Consider the following 14,254-nt stretch of genomic DNA (forward strand, 5'->3'; position numbering starts at 1 on the left):
AGTGTTTTCTCTAAGGAATGGGCAAATGAAATATTGGATGCTGTTGTGGCTGTTACTGGCCACGAATGTGCTGGCGGCCCCGCGTAGCCAGGGTACGCCTGGGGAGTTTGATTTTTATGTGTTGTCGCTGTCATGGTCGCCGACGTTCTGCCTGACCAACCCCGGCAACGAGCAATGCACGGGCAAGGGCTATGGGTTTGTGCTGCATGGGCTTTGGCCGCAGTACGCCAAAGGCGGCTGGCCCGCGTCGTGCGATGCGCAATCGCGGTTGTCGGCGGCCGACCTGGCCAAAGGTGCGCTGATCTTCCCCACGCAGGCCTTGCTCAAGCACGAGTGGGCCAAACACGGCACCTGCAGTGGGCTCGACGCTTCGCGTTACCTGGAGGCCACCGATACGGCCTTGGCCAACGTGCAGATTCCGCAGCAGTTGCAGCCGTTCAATGTGCCCAATTACATGAGTGCACAGGCGATCGAAAGCCTGTTCCGCCAGAGCAACCCGGCCATGGGCAACCATGGCATGGCGGTTATCTGCAAAGGCAAGGTGCTGTCTGAAGTGCGCGTGTGCCTGAGCAAAGAGCTGCGTTTTGCCGGCTGCCCGCGCAGTGTTAAAACCCAGTGCAAGGGCGGCGATATCCGCATTCCGGTTCAACGCTGATCAACTGTCTGGGTGCAACGCGATGGCGGCAGGCGCCGTTGCACTCGAGGCGCCGCTGCGATCGGCCAGGTAACGCGCCGGCGGCTGGCCCACCGCCTTACGGAACATGGTGATAAAACCGCTGGCATTCTCGTAACCCAGGTCCAGCGCCACCCGTTGCACGCTTTCCCCCTTGGCCAGGCGTTGCAGTGACAAGATCACATGCAACTGCCGGCGCCAGCGGCCGAAACTCAAACCCAACTCCTCCAGCAGCAGGCGCGTCATGCTGCGCTCGCTCATGCCGATGCGCTGTGCCCATTGTTCGAGCGTGGACTTATCGCTGGGGTCGGCCAGCAAGCTGTCGGCCAGACGCCGCAACCGCAAGTCCTGGGGCATGGGCAGGTGCAGGTCTTCAATGGGCGCCTGGGCCAGTTCATCCAACAGCGTGCTGATCAGGCGCCCCTGTGCACCGTTTTCTTCGTACAAGTGCGGAAAACTCACCGCCTTGCTGATCAACTCATGCAACAACCCGGACACGGCCAACGTGCAGCCCCGGGTGGGCAGGGCGCCGGCAGCGTCCGGGTCGATCAGCAGGCAATACACCTCAGCCTCTCCGGCACCCCGCGCGGCATGAGCCAGGCCGCCGGGAATCCAGAGTGCGCACTGGGGCGGCACGATCCAGATTCCGGCCTCGATCTGGCAATGAATCACCCCGCGCAGGGTGTACATCAACTGGCCTTTGCGGTGCGAGTGCGGCGTATGTTCCCAGCGCTCGGACGTGCTGGTGGCACCCACGGCCACCACTGCGCGCGGAATCAGGTCGGCGTCCTTGGACCGGGAAAGGTCGCGTTCTTCGAGGCGGTGGCGTTGCATGGCGGGTTTGCTCTTTGGCCGAATTGCGAAATATTCTGGCTATTCTGTGCAATGCCGTCCAGTCGCAAGATCCCTATAGTGAGAGCCACTCTCATTCAGGAGCTTTGCCGTGCGACTCGACAGTACTACCTTCCCCGTGGTGAAAATCGTGTTTGACGCGCCGAACGAAGGCGGCCCCGAGCATGCTTTTGTGGTGTTCGAAAGCCTGCTGGCTCGTCAGCAAGCCTTTGTGCTGCTGCACGAAAAAGCCGTCGACGAAAACAACCACGAGCACTCCCACGAGGAGCGCAAACACGCTTCGATCTGGATGAAAAACAACAAACAGGCGCTGCGTGCCTACGTCAAAGGCATGATCCAAGTGGAACCCAGCGCCGCGCAACGCCTGGCCCTCAAGCCGTTTGCGCTGATGTTTGGCAAAGCCTGGGGCTACCCGCTGCTGGTGGTGGAATCCAGGGACCGCGCCTGGGCGCTGGCGCGGGATGTGCTCGATGAGCAGGTGTCGGATGTGGCGCATTTTTGAAGTGCCCGGGACGAAAAAAGTGGGAGCGGGCTTGCTCGCGAAAGCGGTGTGTCAGTCAAAGAATCATTGGCTGACCCACCGCATTCGCGAGCAAGCCCGCTCCCACATTGGTTGAATGGTGTGCTTGCGGACGCATTAAAGTATCCTCCGCGCCCCGCTTATCACTGATTCAATAAGAATGACCGGACAAGACATGCAGGCACTGCTGGAATCGATCCTGGGCGAAGTTCGCCCCCTGATCGGCCAGGGCAAAGTCGCCGACTACATCCCCGCACTCGCCGATGTACCCGCCAACCAGCTCGGCATCGCCGTGTACGGCAACGACGGCGCGGCCTATTGCGCAGGCGACGCCGACACATTGTTCTCGGTACAAAGCATCTCCAAGGTGTTCAGCCTGGTGCAGGCCATCGACCATGGCGGCGAAACCATCTGGGAGCGCCTGGGTCACGAGCCTTCGGGGCAACCGTTCAACTCCATGGTGCAGCTGGAGTTCGAACGCGGCCGCCCGCGCAACCCCTTCATCAATGCCGGCGCCCTGGTGATCTGCGACATCAACCAGTCGCGCTTTGCCGTGCCGATTCTGTCGATGCGTGACTTCGTGCGGCGCCTGTCGGGCAACCCGCAAATCCTGGTCAACAGCGTCGTCGCCGACTCCGAGGCCCAACACGGCGCGCGCAACGCGGCCATGGCCTACCTGATGAAGGCCTTCGGCAACTTCCACAACGACGTCGACGCGGTGCTGCACAGCTACTTCAACTACTGCGCGCTGCAAATGAGCTGCCTGGATTTGGCCCGGGCATTCAGCTTCCTGGCCAACGAGGGCGTAAGTGCCCACAGTGGCGAGCAGATTTTGACCGCGCGCCAGACCAAGCAGGTCAACTCGATCATGGCCACCAGCGGGCTGTATGACGAGGCGGGCAACTTTGCCTACCGCGTGGGTTTGCCGGGTAAAAGCGGAGTTGGCGGTGGGATTGTCGCGGTGGTGCCGGGGCAATTTACGGTGTGCGTGTGGTCGCCGGAATTGAATGCGGCGGGGAACTCGCTGGCGGGGATGAAGGCGTTGGAGTTGCTGAGCGAGCGGATTGGGTGGTCGGTGTTTTGAGTGCCTGGGGATTCACGCTGATGCATGAATCCCCTTGCTGATCAGGACTTACGAGGCTTCACGAACAGATCAAGCATCAAAAACATTGCCCCGGCTGTGATCGCAATATCAGCAATATTGAACACGCCGGTATGGGTTGGCCCCACGTTCAGCACCATGTAATCCACGACATGCCCGTCGCGAAACACACGGTCGATCAAGTTGGCGATACCGCCCAAGGCAATTGCGTAAAGCGGCAAGACTTTACGCAGCGGCTGGCTCCAGTTGGAAAGCGACCACCCCATGGCCCACGTCACCACGACGGCTACGCCAACGATAAAGATCAGCTGTTTGACCTGCGGCGGCAATGCGGCGCCCAGGCTGAGGAAGGCGCCTGGGTTGAGGCTCAGTTCCAGCGCAAGGTTGAGAGGGTTGGAGCCGATTTTGAAGCTGCTGGCTTGCAGCGAAACCAGGGCCAGCAGTTTGACTAGCTGGTCCACGGCAATAAAGGCAAGGCCGGCGAGGAGGGCGAAGGTGCGGCTTCGTAGAAGGGGCGATGTACTCAAGCGGTAACTTCCTGTTCCGGTCTGTCGATAGAGCGCCCGAAGATAGCTCAGGCGCTCTATCTCGTCCATCTTCAGGCGGCTGGGTGGGCCACGTTCAGGGCTTTGTCCACCAGCAGTTGCACACCTTCGAGCATGCGGCAGATGCCCAGCGCGACATTGCGTTGGGAGCCGTCGATTTCAAACGCCAGGTGGTTGGCGATATCGCTGATGGACGCCAGATCCTGGGAAGCGTTGACCAGCAGGGTTTCGGTGCCCAGGTCGGCGCGCACGGTGAAGATGCCTTCACTGGGTTCGGGAATGGGTTTGCCGGGGTTGAGGTAGTGGGCGATCGCGCGGTAGGCGACTTCGTGCAGGGTGCTGGTGTCGTAGTCTGGCTGGCCTGGGGGGGGTGGGCTGTCTTTGATCATGGTGAAGCTCCTTTATAAATGGAGCTGCCACGATTCGCGGTCAAACGAATTAGGGTGGCAGCTATACGCGGGTTGACCGACCGGCTAAAGAAGCAAATCCGGCATACCCGAAGGTATCCCGCGTACAGCTGCCGCGACACGATACATCAGGCGTAAAAAAACGCCCAGGATCGGTGTGGGTGCAGTTGCTCTTTAAAGTCGGACGGTCAAATCCGGCCGCTGAATTGGCAGCGACGGCACAGAGATTAGTCAGCCCACTTCCGACCGACAACCTGAAACCACTGTGGGAAATATCTGAACGCACGCGATCTCCTGTGGGAGCTGGCTTGCCTGCGATAGCAGTGTGTCAGTCAACCCATGCGGTACTGGAAGACTGCAATCGCAGGCAAGCCAGCTCCCACCTATTGATCTTCATCGGTTTTGAGGTTGATCGTTCCCCACGCTCTGCGTGGGAATGCATCTTGTGACGCTCAGCGTCACGTTGCTGGGGAAGCGGAGCGGGGTTGAGGTAGTGGGCGATCGCACGGTAGGCCACTTCGTGCAGGGTACTGGTGTCGTAGTCTGGCTGGCCTGGGGGATTTGGGCTGTCTTTGATCATGGTGAAGGTCCTAAGATTAAGTGGAGCTGCCAACGTTCGCGGTCAAGCGAAGAGGGTGGCAGCTGTACACGGGTTGACCGACCGGCAATCAAAGGAAATCCGGCATACCCGAAGGTATCCCGCATACAGCCACCGCAACACGATACCTCACGCGTGAAAAAAACACCTGAAATAGGTTAGAGCCAAGCTGTACTTTAATTAATCGGACGGTCAAATCAGGCCGCTGAATTGGCAGCGACGGCACAGAGATTAGTCAGCCCAATTCCGACCGACAACCTGAAACCACTGTGGGAACTATCTGAACGCACGCGATCTCCTGTGGGAGCTGGCTTCTGCTAGCAGGGTTGATTTCACAAGAGCGTTGGCTGGATGAAGTTCGAGTAAAAGACCGCCTTTGTACTCCGCGTCTTAGCTTCGGTCGTCAGCACCCATTATCAGACTCAGGGGTTTTTAGCAGGTCAACTCCCAGCGCGAGAATGTTCGTTCAGCTACTTCCCTTGTGCTGATCAGGTTGCCAGATTTGAACGGGCCCACTCCTCAGCGGTCGTGACTTGAATCGACTGCTGTACGTTGAAAGTGCCTGCTTTAGGCCAGGCCACGCCTCTGCCCTGCCCGAATACAGCGCGGTACTTCTTGATGTGATGCGTTGGGTCTTTTTCCAGTTCTTGGAGCAAGTGCGGAACAGTCCACACGTTACGTTTGAACGGGCGGCCCAGTACACGCTCGAGGAGGCTCGCAACCTCTCCATACGTCACAGTGTCTCCCGAGAGGTACACAATCTGATCGCGTAATCGAGGTTGGAAGAAAACAATTTCTGCTGTCAACGCACCAATGTCTTCTGGAGTCGTGAGCGTCACGCTGGTCTCAAGACTGCCTAGCGCGTTCACGGTGTCGTTTTCGAAGTCAACGACCTCGAATACTGGCTCGAACAGAAAGCTGGTGAACATACCTGTCGAGATGATTACCCATCCAGTTTTATCCTGGGCACGAAGCAATTCGCGAACATCAAGCTGAGCATCGAACAGATCCTGAGGACTGCCCCGACCGATCACTTCGAAGTCGACACCAAACTGCCACGGGAAGTAGCGCTTAACACCGGACTTCAGAGCAGCAGTAGCCAGCTTCACTGGGGTTTCCCGGCCTGCAACCATGCCTGCACAGCCTATTACGGTATCGAAACGGGCGAATACTTCAGCCAGTTGATCGATTGAGTCATTCACGAGGTCTGCGGCCACCATCTGGATGCCGAGGCCACGGAGCTCATCAATTTCGACCTTTTTCTCGGGTACTTGAGTGATGATGGTCGAATCCCTGAGCAGGACGCTGATTGTGGAACCGGGCGCGCGCTTTGCTACTCGTGCCAGATTGCGCAGAACCGGCAGCCCAAGCTCACCGGCGCCTAAAACGAGAATGGATTGGGGGGAGAACTGGGTTACTTCGGTCATAATTTCTCCTGAGACCTGTTGCCTGTAAGATGAACAAATGCTTGCACGATTAGGCAACATTAGTAAGAAGGCACACCGGTGATACTAGAGAAAGAAATGACCGATCAGGAGGCTCTCAGCCAGGCAGAAACAATTTGCCGAACGCTTAGAGAAGACGATGATGGCGTCAGACGAGAAGTGCTTGCTCACGCAGNATGACCGATCAGGAGGCTCTCAGCCAGGCAGAAACAATTTGCCGAACGCTTAGAGAAGACGATGATGGCGTCAGACGAGAAGTGCTTGCTCACGCAGGAAGCCGCTGGTCGTTAGGTATTCTGCATGCTCTGGGGGTGTACGGCACCATGCGCCATGCCGAAATAAAAAGGCAGATGACTGGGGTTACTCAGCGGATGTTAACTAAGACGCTACGCTCCATGGAGCGGGATGGCCTAGTGGCTCGGCGGGAGTTCGGTGAGATTCCGCCACGTGTCGAGTATGAGCTCACGCCCTTGGGTATGGGACTGTTGATCCGCATGTCACCTATCTGGACTTGGGTTGTCGAGAATGTTGACGATTTTCGCAAGGCGCGGCGTATTTTCGACAGTCAGGATGGCAAAAAACCCGCATGGCAAATACCTGCATCGGCACCTATAGACTCAGACGCGTCTGACTGAATGTGGCTCACAGTGTGTTAGGGGGCCTGTGCTCATTTATGCAATAGCAATTGGTCAATCTCTCTGGCCCTCTGTGTCTCCAACCGCGTACCCGCAGAGTTGAAGCCACTTATTAAGAGCCTTGACGGGAGAGCGAGCCTAGGCGCGGCTACATCGACTTTACCTAGACGACGTCCACATACTTGTACTTCTTTCTAGCGGCCTTCACGGCCTCTTGTTCAGCAAGCAACGAGCTCAACGTATCAGCCTCGTGAATCAGCATAAGCATTCTCCTGCACGTCCTTATTGATCGTATGCGCCTGATGATACCGGCCCGAAGCCAGCACGAAGGTTATGCGAATCAGGGGCAGAGATCTTTTAAAACTCTCGATCTCTTGCGGAGTGCTTCCCCTGTCTAATGGTCTATATGACAACGATGCTAAGGAACACTGATACTTCTGCTTCATCCGAGTGTCTATTCTGTTGTAACGTGAAAATACTAATTGCTCAGGAAACTCCCATGTCTAAACTCGCAGAATTTCGCCAGCTTGAAAAACATCTCGCCGAACAGCTTCAAGCGCTTGAGGCCCTGAAGGGCGACGCTGGTCTTAAGAAAGAAATTGAATTCGAAACGAAGCTGCGCGATTTGCTCGCAAAATACGGCTACAGCCTGAAAGACGTGATCAATCTGCTTGATCCACAAGCAGGTCGTCGCGCTCCAGTATCCGAGCCTAAAGCCAAACGCAAGGCCCGCCAGGTGAAGGTTTATAAGAACCCACACACCGGTGAAACCATTGAGACGAAAGGTGGTAATCACAGAGGCTTGAAACAGTGGAAAAGTGATCACGGCGCGGCGACTGTTGAGTCCTGGCTCAACAAGTAGTTTTAGCGCTCGAATAAATGGGCCCGGGAGGGCCCTTTTTTTTGGTGCTTAAAAAAACTAACGCGTTTGCTCTCTCGCTCCTCGTTGGTCGAAAGATACCTGATGCTGTTGTATCCCTTGTACGTTGTGATTTTCTGTCGTGTAGCATCGTCAGCTACCAGATTTCCGCGCCGGTAATTAAAAGGCTGCAGGAACGGATTATGTAGTTGAGCATTTTCCTATGCCACGCAATGTAACCTTGCAAAAGGCGCCTCAAACTAAGGCGCCTTGCACAGAGGCCTACAGCCAAGCTTTGATTTGCGCACATACAGCTGCTGTTGAGATGCCATACCGATCATGTAGCGTCGGCAGTGCGCCCGCCTCCAGGAATGCGTCGGGTAAAGCGATTTGCCGGAAGGTAGGAGTTACGCCGTTACGCAGAAGTAACCCTGCAACAGCCTCGCCGAGTCCACCGATAATCGAGCTGTTTTCGGCTGTGACTACCAAACGTCCGGACTTTCGGGCTTCAGCCAAGATGGTTTGCTCATCTAGCGGCTTGATGGTTGGGACGTGTAGCACTGCGACAGCCACAAAGCTATCGCGGTTGTTCTGCGTTTTAGCGGTTAGCGTCGGCCAAGGCAGCCTCGATGAAGCGAACGGAACTCTCCATAGCCTTCTGACCTTCTGGCAGCATGGTGGCGTAGAAGTGCCAGGCGTGGAACATCGCAGGCCATACTTCTAGGTTCACGCGAACGCGGTTATCAGCCAGGTGAGTTGCAAGGCGCATTGCATCACTCAACATCAGCTCGTTCTCGCCGATCTGCACCAAGATTGGTGGAAGACCGGTGACGTCCGCGAACACAGGCGAGGCCAGAGGATGATTAGCCAATGTGTCGCCTAGGAATGCTCTGGCGAGGATGTCCAAGACAGGCTTGGAGTTCAGAGGATCCAGACCTTCGCGGTTGCTCATGGAAGCACCGGTGTGTTCAAGGTTCGCCCATGGTGAGATGGAGGAGCCAACCGCAGGCAATGGAAGCCCTTTCGATTTAGCCGCGACCATGACGCTTACAACCATTGCGCCGCCAGCCGACTCGCCAGAGAACGCAATTTTGTTAGCCGGGATTTTCTGCTCAAGCAACCATTCGTAAGCGCGCAATGTGTCGTCAATTGATGCTGGGAACTTGTGCTCAGGAGCGAGGCGGTAGTCCGGCATGTACACACGAGCACCAAGCATTTTCGCGTAGTTGCCGCCGATACCGTGGTAGCCGTCTGGACGTCCTACTATGTAGGCGCCGCCGTGGATGTACATCACGACCGCGTCGGTTTTGATCTCGTCCGGAGTAACCAGTGTGCCGGGTACGCCACCCATGTCGACTGCTTCGAATTTAACGCCAGCTGGCGCTGGATTTTGCGCGAGCATTTTTGCGTAAGAGTCGCGGATGTCGCTCATTTTTGTTGTGGTATCGATTCCCTTAAGAACGGGTACCAGATCGCTAAGGCTATTGGCCCAGGTTTGGACGGCTGCTTGGACTTTAGTGTTCATAATGACCTCAATTGATCGTTGGGAGTGGATTAGCTAATTGAGATGCTATGCTTAGTATTGGGGAATAGGGTTCCCCATAACAGGTGCTAAGCCGCCCGAACGTTGAGACCATCGAGGCCGTATGGAACTCCATAACCTGAATGATATTGCCGCGTTTGTGAGCTCGGTAAACGCTGGAAGCTTCACTGCAGCGGCAAAACAGCTTGGCCTTACGCGCTCTGCAGTGGGGAAGTCGATAGTCAGGCTCGAGGCTCGTTTACAGGTACGTTTACTGAATCGCACTACGCGCAGTTTAAGCATGACGGATGACGGCCAGGTTCTGTATGAGCGCTGCGTGGGCGTTCTTCAGGATCTGGACGACGTGGAGGATGCCCTTGCGTTTCGTCGTTCGACACCCAGTGGGCGACTGCGGATGAGTCTGCCGGTTGCGCTGGGCAGACTTCATGTCCTTCAGCACATTGAGTGCTGCCTTAAGGATTGGCCCTCCCTTAGCGTGGATATCACCTTTTCTGACAGGCTGGTCGATTTGATCGATGAGGGATTTGATTTGGCCATGCGCATCGGGCCACCGAAGGAAGATTCTCGGTTGTTAACGCGCACTGTGGCCTACCAACAAATGATTACCTGCGCTTCCCCCAAATATTTGGCTGAGCACGCCGAGCCTAAAACGCCGGAGGATTTATCCGAGCACCAGTGCCTGCATTTCGTGAGTGGTGGGAGATTGCTTCCTTGGAATTTTCGCGTGAATGGTAGCTCTGTGTCCGTTACTCATGGTGGAAGGCTACAGATGGACAGTGCTGAGTCATTACACCAGTCAGCTGTAGCTGGCCTGGGCATCGCGACTCTTCCTTCCTACGTGGTGAACGACGATTTGAGGAGCGGCAAGCTTGTTCAATTGCTCGCTGGGTATGCAGAGGCCGCAGAGCCTATCCGGGTGATCTACCCTAGCAAGCGGCACCTCTCTCCAAAAATTCGACTCTTCATCGATAAGCTCGTGGAGGCTTGGTCACCATGCCCACCATGGGAGCAGCATTCTGCGGAAGGCATTCACTCTGCATGACCCGTGACCTGCTGATAACGGCCAGTATGCTTTCGAATGCAGGGGGAACATTCCAGGGGAAACCTACGAGGGAGAGTTTGTGGACGCCAAGTGGGACGGTCACCCCTGGGTAATACTCGCGGGTGTGCTCTGCGACCTATCCATCTTCCGAGTAAGCCCTGCGTTATATCCAGTTTCTGTACGAAATCGAAAGCGAAGTCCGCGATCTGGAGCCGGATTTAAGGCGTCGAATACGACAAGAAAAAGCTGTACGGGTGATGAACATGCTCCATGCCTGGATGAGCGCCCAGCGCGATCTGGTGCCCGAAGGCTCAGCCATCAGCAGGGCACTCGATTACAGCCTGAAACGCTGGGCAGCGCTATCACGCTACATCGATGACGGGGCAGTACCCATTGACAACCATTGGGCCGAAAACCAAATCAGGCCATGGGCTCTTGGGCGCGAAAACTGGCTCTTCGCTGGATCACTGCGCAGCGGCAAACGGGCGGCGGCAATCATGACCTTGATCCCGTCTGCGCGGCTGAATGATTATGATCCATATGCGTATCTGAAGGATGTTCTCACGCGCCTACCGACGCACCGGGCGAGTGAGATCGATCAGTTGCTACCGCATAGTGGGTGACCAATTAATCACAACTGGTAGGGGTAGTCAGTATTACTGTCGCTATAGCATCTCTGTACGAGTTAAACAGCCGGAGAGTGACGGGGAGTACGATGACAATTCAGACACCACAAGACACCGGTGACCAGAAGTGCAATCGCCGCAATTTCATGTGAGTCGGGCAGCCGATGCTCCCATAGAAATCCAAAAACCAGCGCCGCTAACGTCTCAATCACGAGCACTTGTCCGCTTAGTGCCAGTGGTAGAAGTCGGCTCGCCTGATTCCAGCACGCATTACCCACAACCGAAGATAAAAACGCTACGCCACCGGCTACCATGACAAAGTGTAGCCATTCGGAGTTGTCATGCGTTCCGACCTGCCAGCCCAGGACAGGTACCGCCAAAAGCAGTGACTGAGCGCCAGTCATGACCCCTGTCAGCAGTGCCCAGTCATGGGCGGAAACGCTGGTTACCTGAGCCAGCCGCCGAGCGTTGCTCACTGCGAACCAACTCCATGTCACTAACGCGCCCGCTGCGCATAGAATTCCGGCCACGTTTGTCAGTATATCTGGCTTGTCGCCGTTGATCAGTGCGTGCCAGCTGATGAGTACGACCCCGCCCACAGCGCAGAACAGCGAGGGAGTTAGCTTGCGCAAAGAAATTGCGTTGACGTCATGACGACCTGCCAGCGTGACGAACACGGGAATGAGTCCGACGATCAGAGACGTTGTGGCAATGCCAACCAACTGCACACCGGTGCCCACTAGCGTGTAGTAAATGAGGTTCCCAATCAGGCTAAGCCAGAAGAGTGACTTCCAGTCGGCGATAGTGAGATTGGCGCAAACGCGCCTCCAGCGGGGCATAAGCAAGGTCACCGAAATCGCGCCGTAGCAGAGAAATCTCAGCACGGCGAATTGCAGGCCGCTCAGCCCCGGGGTGAGCTGGGGGCCGAGGAAGATCACTCCCCAACACAGGCCCGCGCAAACTCCGTAGACAATGCCCTTTAGCAGTAATCGATCAGCAAGCATTTCATCCGCGCTCCAAAGCGTTATGGGTAAAGTCTGGAGCAACTGATTCGGGGAGTATTGTCGGTAACTACGGGATTTTTTACCCAGACTGTTTTTGCGTTTTACGATAAACCGCCGGGGTCGTAGCCCTCACGCGCTGCATGGCACGGGTCAGCGATGCCTGGTCGCTAAAGCCGGCACGCAAGGCAATCTCGGATATGGTCAATGAGGTTCCACGCAACCATCGTTGAGCTTCTTGCAGGCGTAAATCAGTCAACCAAACTTGCGGACTCATCTCGAACATTAGCCGGAAACGTTGGTGCATCTGACTCATGCTCATTTTTGCTACTTGAGCCATGCTTTCATTGCTCCAGTTCGCTCCAGGATTCGCCTGAATACGAGCGATCAACTGCTTCATGGGGTCTGGAAAACGGGAGATATCCGGATTTAGAGACGATAAAAGCAGAGGCCCCAATTGGGAGGCCGCGATGGACAATTGTGCATTGCCGATTAGCTCAGCGAACTCTATAAGCCGACGAGTAGCGGGGGAAATGGGCACATATATTTTCTGAGCAAGACGCTCGATCTGGAGCGTTTCCATAATCGTCGGCGCACAGTCCAAAACTAAAAAACGGCTATCGAGGTTAGTCTGCTGCGAGTGGATCGAGCCAGGTGTCACAAGCGCTGCCAATGACTGATCAATGCAGCCGCCGCGACCGTTTACGTCAATTTCCATTTCCCCACGAATCGGCAGTACCAATTGAGCATGCTCGTGGTGGTGGTGACGGTCTTCCCTCTCATAGCTGCGAACTTCAAGACTAAGAAACATTACTGCACCTTCCGGCCCGTCTGGTTATCCAAGGTTGACGTCCCAAAACGCCCAATGCGCGCCCGCGTTAGGTCAGACTTGCCACTGATTCTAACATCTACGGATCAGACCGTTGATCGCACAACCTGTATTGGCCATACACTTACGGAACAACAGCGTATCAGGCCGGCATACAGGCAAATCATGTCAAGAAGGTTACTTAAGCCACGATGATTATGTGGGATTAATCGCAGAGTCGATTCGACCCAATGATTTCAAGTACAAAGATACGACTGTTCCCTTGTCGGGTGCATTATCCACCATGACGGTGCCCCCAGCGTTCTCTGCGAACTTACGGACTTGCGATAAGCCCAAGCCCGTACCTTTTCCTCTTTCCTTTGTGGTGAAAAAAGGATCAAAAATTTTAGCCGCCAGGTCATCTGGTATACCTGGCCCGGTATCAGTGACGCTGAGCACGACGTAATTGCCTCCAGCCAGTGTTACGTCATCATCAACCCGCATCAGTCGCGTTGAAATGCAGATACTTCCTGCTGACCCGAGCGCATCCCTGGCATTTGTGAGAAGGTTCAAGACAGCTGCATTCAACTGGGCTTCTTCACACATCACTGCGGTGTCGGGGGCTGACAGGTCGAAAGTCAGCTCAACACTTTCGGTCGCGGTGTGAAACAACACATCGCGCATTGCATCAAGTCGAGCATTAACGTCAACGCACACCAAATTTGGGCTGTCGAGTCGAACACAAGAAAGCAGATGATTGACCAACTGCCGTCCCTGTTCGACCGCCTGCAATCCGGTATCACTAAATTGCTCGACGGCTTTTGGTCGTCTGGCGCGCAAGCGGATCATCTGCAAACTTACGCTTAGCGCTTGAAGAATATTGTTGAAGTCGTGCGCAATACTGGCCGTGACCATTCCCAAGGAGGAGATACGCTTGGCGTGACGCAGTGACTCTTCGGCCACTTGATTAAGTGCATTCGCCTGAGCCAGTTCTTGTTCAAGCATTTCTGCTCGACGCTCTATTTGATGTCTGAGCAGGCGCAATTGCAACAACGAAGCGGTCTGTCTCGCCAATGCCAACAATGCAGTGCGCTGTGGTGCTGTCAGGGTTCGCGGCTTGGTATCAATCACGCACACCGTACCCAGAGCGTGCCCCGTATCGTCAATGATAGGAGCTCCCGCGTAAAAGCGAATGTAGGGCGGGCCAAGCACCAGCGCGCTGTGTTCAAAGCGCGGGTCGAGTCTGGCATCTTCGACAGTCAACACATCGGCGGGAGCCAGGATCGCGTGCGCGCAAAACGCCAGATCCCGATGCGTCTCCCTCACGTCCAGCCCGACGCACGCCTTGAACCACTGACGTTCTCTATCCACCAGAGAAACCAGCGCGACCGGTACTTCACACAAGGTGCTCGCGAGCACGACGATATCGTCGAATTCTTTTTCCGGAGCTGAGTCCAGCACCCCGAGATGCTCTAGCGACAGGGCTCTTTCATCCTCGTTCGGAGGAAAGGGGGCAGGAATGTGGGGCATCTGATTATGCATCGCTGAGGGCAGTAGGGCGATCATGCTGTTTTGATAGCTTGGACAGCAAGAAATTG

The 14,254-nt window shown here is 55.8% G+C and carries 13 protein-coding genes and 3 pseudogenes; 7 read left to right on the forward strand and 9 right to left on the reverse strand.

All coding sequences use genetic code 11. The features are described from left to right. The first annotated feature begins 25 nt into the window (after window positions 1–25). Entirely contained in the window at window positions 26–655 is a 630-nt protein-coding gene (locus tag ASE80_RS16160; protein WP_056859801.1) for a ribonuclease T2 family protein, read from the forward strand. On the opposite strand, the gene ASE80_RS16165 is transcribed toward ASE80_RS16160, so the two are convergent. Next, window positions 656–1,507: an AraC family transcriptional regulator gene (locus ASE80_RS16165; protein WP_056859802.1), complete on the reverse strand. Its 852-nt coding sequence runs from the start codon at window positions 1,505–1,507 to the stop codon at window positions 656–658. Between the two features lie 109 nt (window positions 1,508–1,616). Between ASE80_RS16165 and ASE80_RS16170 the strand changes: the two genes are divergently transcribed. Continuing rightward, the gene (locus tag ASE80_RS16170) at window positions 1,617–2,027 is read left to right on the forward strand and encodes a hypothetical protein (RefSeq protein ID WP_056859803.1); all 411 of its coding nucleotides are present in this window, start codon (window positions 1,617–1,619) and stop codon (window positions 2,025–2,027) included. Window positions 2,028–2,220: 193 nt separating this feature from the next. Beyond that, the gene (glsB, locus tag ASE80_RS16175) at window positions 2,221–3,129 is read left to right on the forward strand and encodes a glutaminase B (RefSeq protein ID WP_056859804.1); all 909 of its coding nucleotides are present in this window, start codon (window positions 2,221–2,223) and stop codon (window positions 3,127–3,129) included. A gap of 41 nt (window positions 3,130–3,170) precedes the next feature. Here glsB and ASE80_RS16180 read toward each other — a convergent pair whose 3' ends face one another. The 3 genes from ASE80_RS16180 to ASE80_RS16190 all read right to left on the reverse strand — a co-directional run bounded on the left by ASE80_RS16180 (window position 3,171) and on the right by ASE80_RS16190 (window position 6,124). Next, on the reverse strand, window positions 3,171–3,674 hold the full coding sequence (locus ASE80_RS16180) for a signal peptidase II (protein ID WP_056859805.1): 504 nt from the start codon (window positions 3,672–3,674) through the stop codon (window positions 3,171–3,173). Between the two features lie 71 nt (window positions 3,675–3,745). Beyond that, window positions 3,746–4,081 carry a DUF6124 family protein gene (locus ASE80_RS16185; protein ID WP_056859806.1) on the reverse strand — a complete coding sequence of 112 codons (336 nt, stop codon included), beginning with the start codon at window positions 4,079–4,081 and terminating at the stop codon, window positions 3,746–3,748. A 1,104-nt stretch (window positions 4,082–5,185) separates the two neighbouring features. Further along, on the reverse strand, window positions 5,186–6,124 hold the full coding sequence (locus ASE80_RS16190) for an aromatic alcohol reductase (RefSeq protein WP_056859807.1): 939 nt from the start codon (window positions 6,122–6,124) through the stop codon (window positions 5,186–5,188). Between the two features lie 194 nt (window positions 6,125–6,318). Between ASE80_RS16190 and ASE80_RS16195 the strand changes: the two are divergent. Next, a pseudogene (locus ASE80_RS16195) lies at window positions 6,319–6,777 on the forward strand (winged helix-turn-helix transcriptional regulator); the annotation flags it as partial. Between the two features lie 499 nt (window positions 6,778–7,276). Next, window positions 7,277–7,639 carry a histone-like nucleoid-structuring protein, MvaT/MvaU family gene (locus tag ASE80_RS16200; RefSeq protein ID WP_056859809.1) on the forward strand — a complete coding sequence of 121 codons (363 nt, stop codon included), beginning with the start codon at window positions 7,277–7,279 and terminating at the stop codon, window positions 7,637–7,639. 279 nt (window positions 7,640–7,918) lie between these two features. Here ASE80_RS16200 and ASE80_RS30210 read toward each other — a convergent pair. Continuing rightward, a pseudogene (locus ASE80_RS30210) lies at window positions 7,919–8,209 on the reverse strand (transketolase C-terminal domain-containing protein); the annotation flags it as partial. Between the two features lie 25 nt (window positions 8,210–8,234). Continuing rightward, window positions 8,235–9,161, reverse strand: coding sequence for an alpha/beta hydrolase (locus ASE80_RS16205; protein ID WP_056859810.1), 927 nt, complete (start codon window positions 9,159–9,161; stop codon window positions 8,235–8,237). A 121-nt stretch (window positions 9,162–9,282) separates the two neighbouring features. On the opposite strand from ASE80_RS16205, the gene ASE80_RS16210 reads away from it, so the two are divergent. Then, the gene (locus ASE80_RS16210) at window positions 9,283–10,221 is read left to right on the forward strand and encodes a LysR family transcriptional regulator (RefSeq protein ID WP_027620513.1); all 939 of its coding nucleotides are present in this window, start codon (window positions 9,283–9,285) and stop codon (window positions 10,219–10,221) included. A 155-nt stretch (window positions 10,222–10,376) separates the two neighbouring features. Continuing rightward, window positions 10,377–10,844: pseudogene (locus ASE80_RS16215) on the forward strand (IS66 family transposase); the annotation flags it as partial. A gap of 62 nt (window positions 10,845–10,906) precedes the next feature. Here ASE80_RS16215 and ASE80_RS16220 read toward each other — a convergent pair. The 3 genes from ASE80_RS16220 to ASE80_RS16230 all read right to left on the reverse strand — a co-directional run bounded on the left by ASE80_RS16220 (window position 10,907) and on the right by ASE80_RS16230 (window position 14,186). Continuing rightward, window positions 10,907–11,851 (reverse strand): DMT family transporter, encoded by a 945-nt coding sequence (locus ASE80_RS16220; protein WP_056859812.1) that lies wholly within the window; start codon window positions 11,849–11,851, stop codon window positions 10,907–10,909. A 79-nt stretch (window positions 11,852–11,930) separates the two neighbouring features. After that, window positions 11,931–12,659: a helix-turn-helix domain-containing protein gene (locus ASE80_RS16225; RefSeq protein WP_056859813.1), complete on the reverse strand. Its 729-nt coding sequence runs from the start codon at window positions 12,657–12,659 to the stop codon at window positions 11,931–11,933. 213 nt (window positions 12,660–12,872) lie between these two features. After that, window positions 12,873–14,186 (reverse strand): sensor histidine kinase, encoded by a 1,314-nt coding sequence (locus ASE80_RS16230; RefSeq protein ID WP_056859836.1) that lies wholly within the window; start codon window positions 14,184–14,186, stop codon window positions 12,873–12,875. Window positions 14,187–14,254 lie beyond the last annotated feature (68 nt).

Source organism: Pseudomonas sp. Leaf15, assembly GCF_001421425.1.
GTDB lineage: Bacteria > Pseudomonadota > Gammaproteobacteria > Pseudomonadales > Pseudomonadaceae > Aquipseudomonas > Aquipseudomonas salomonii.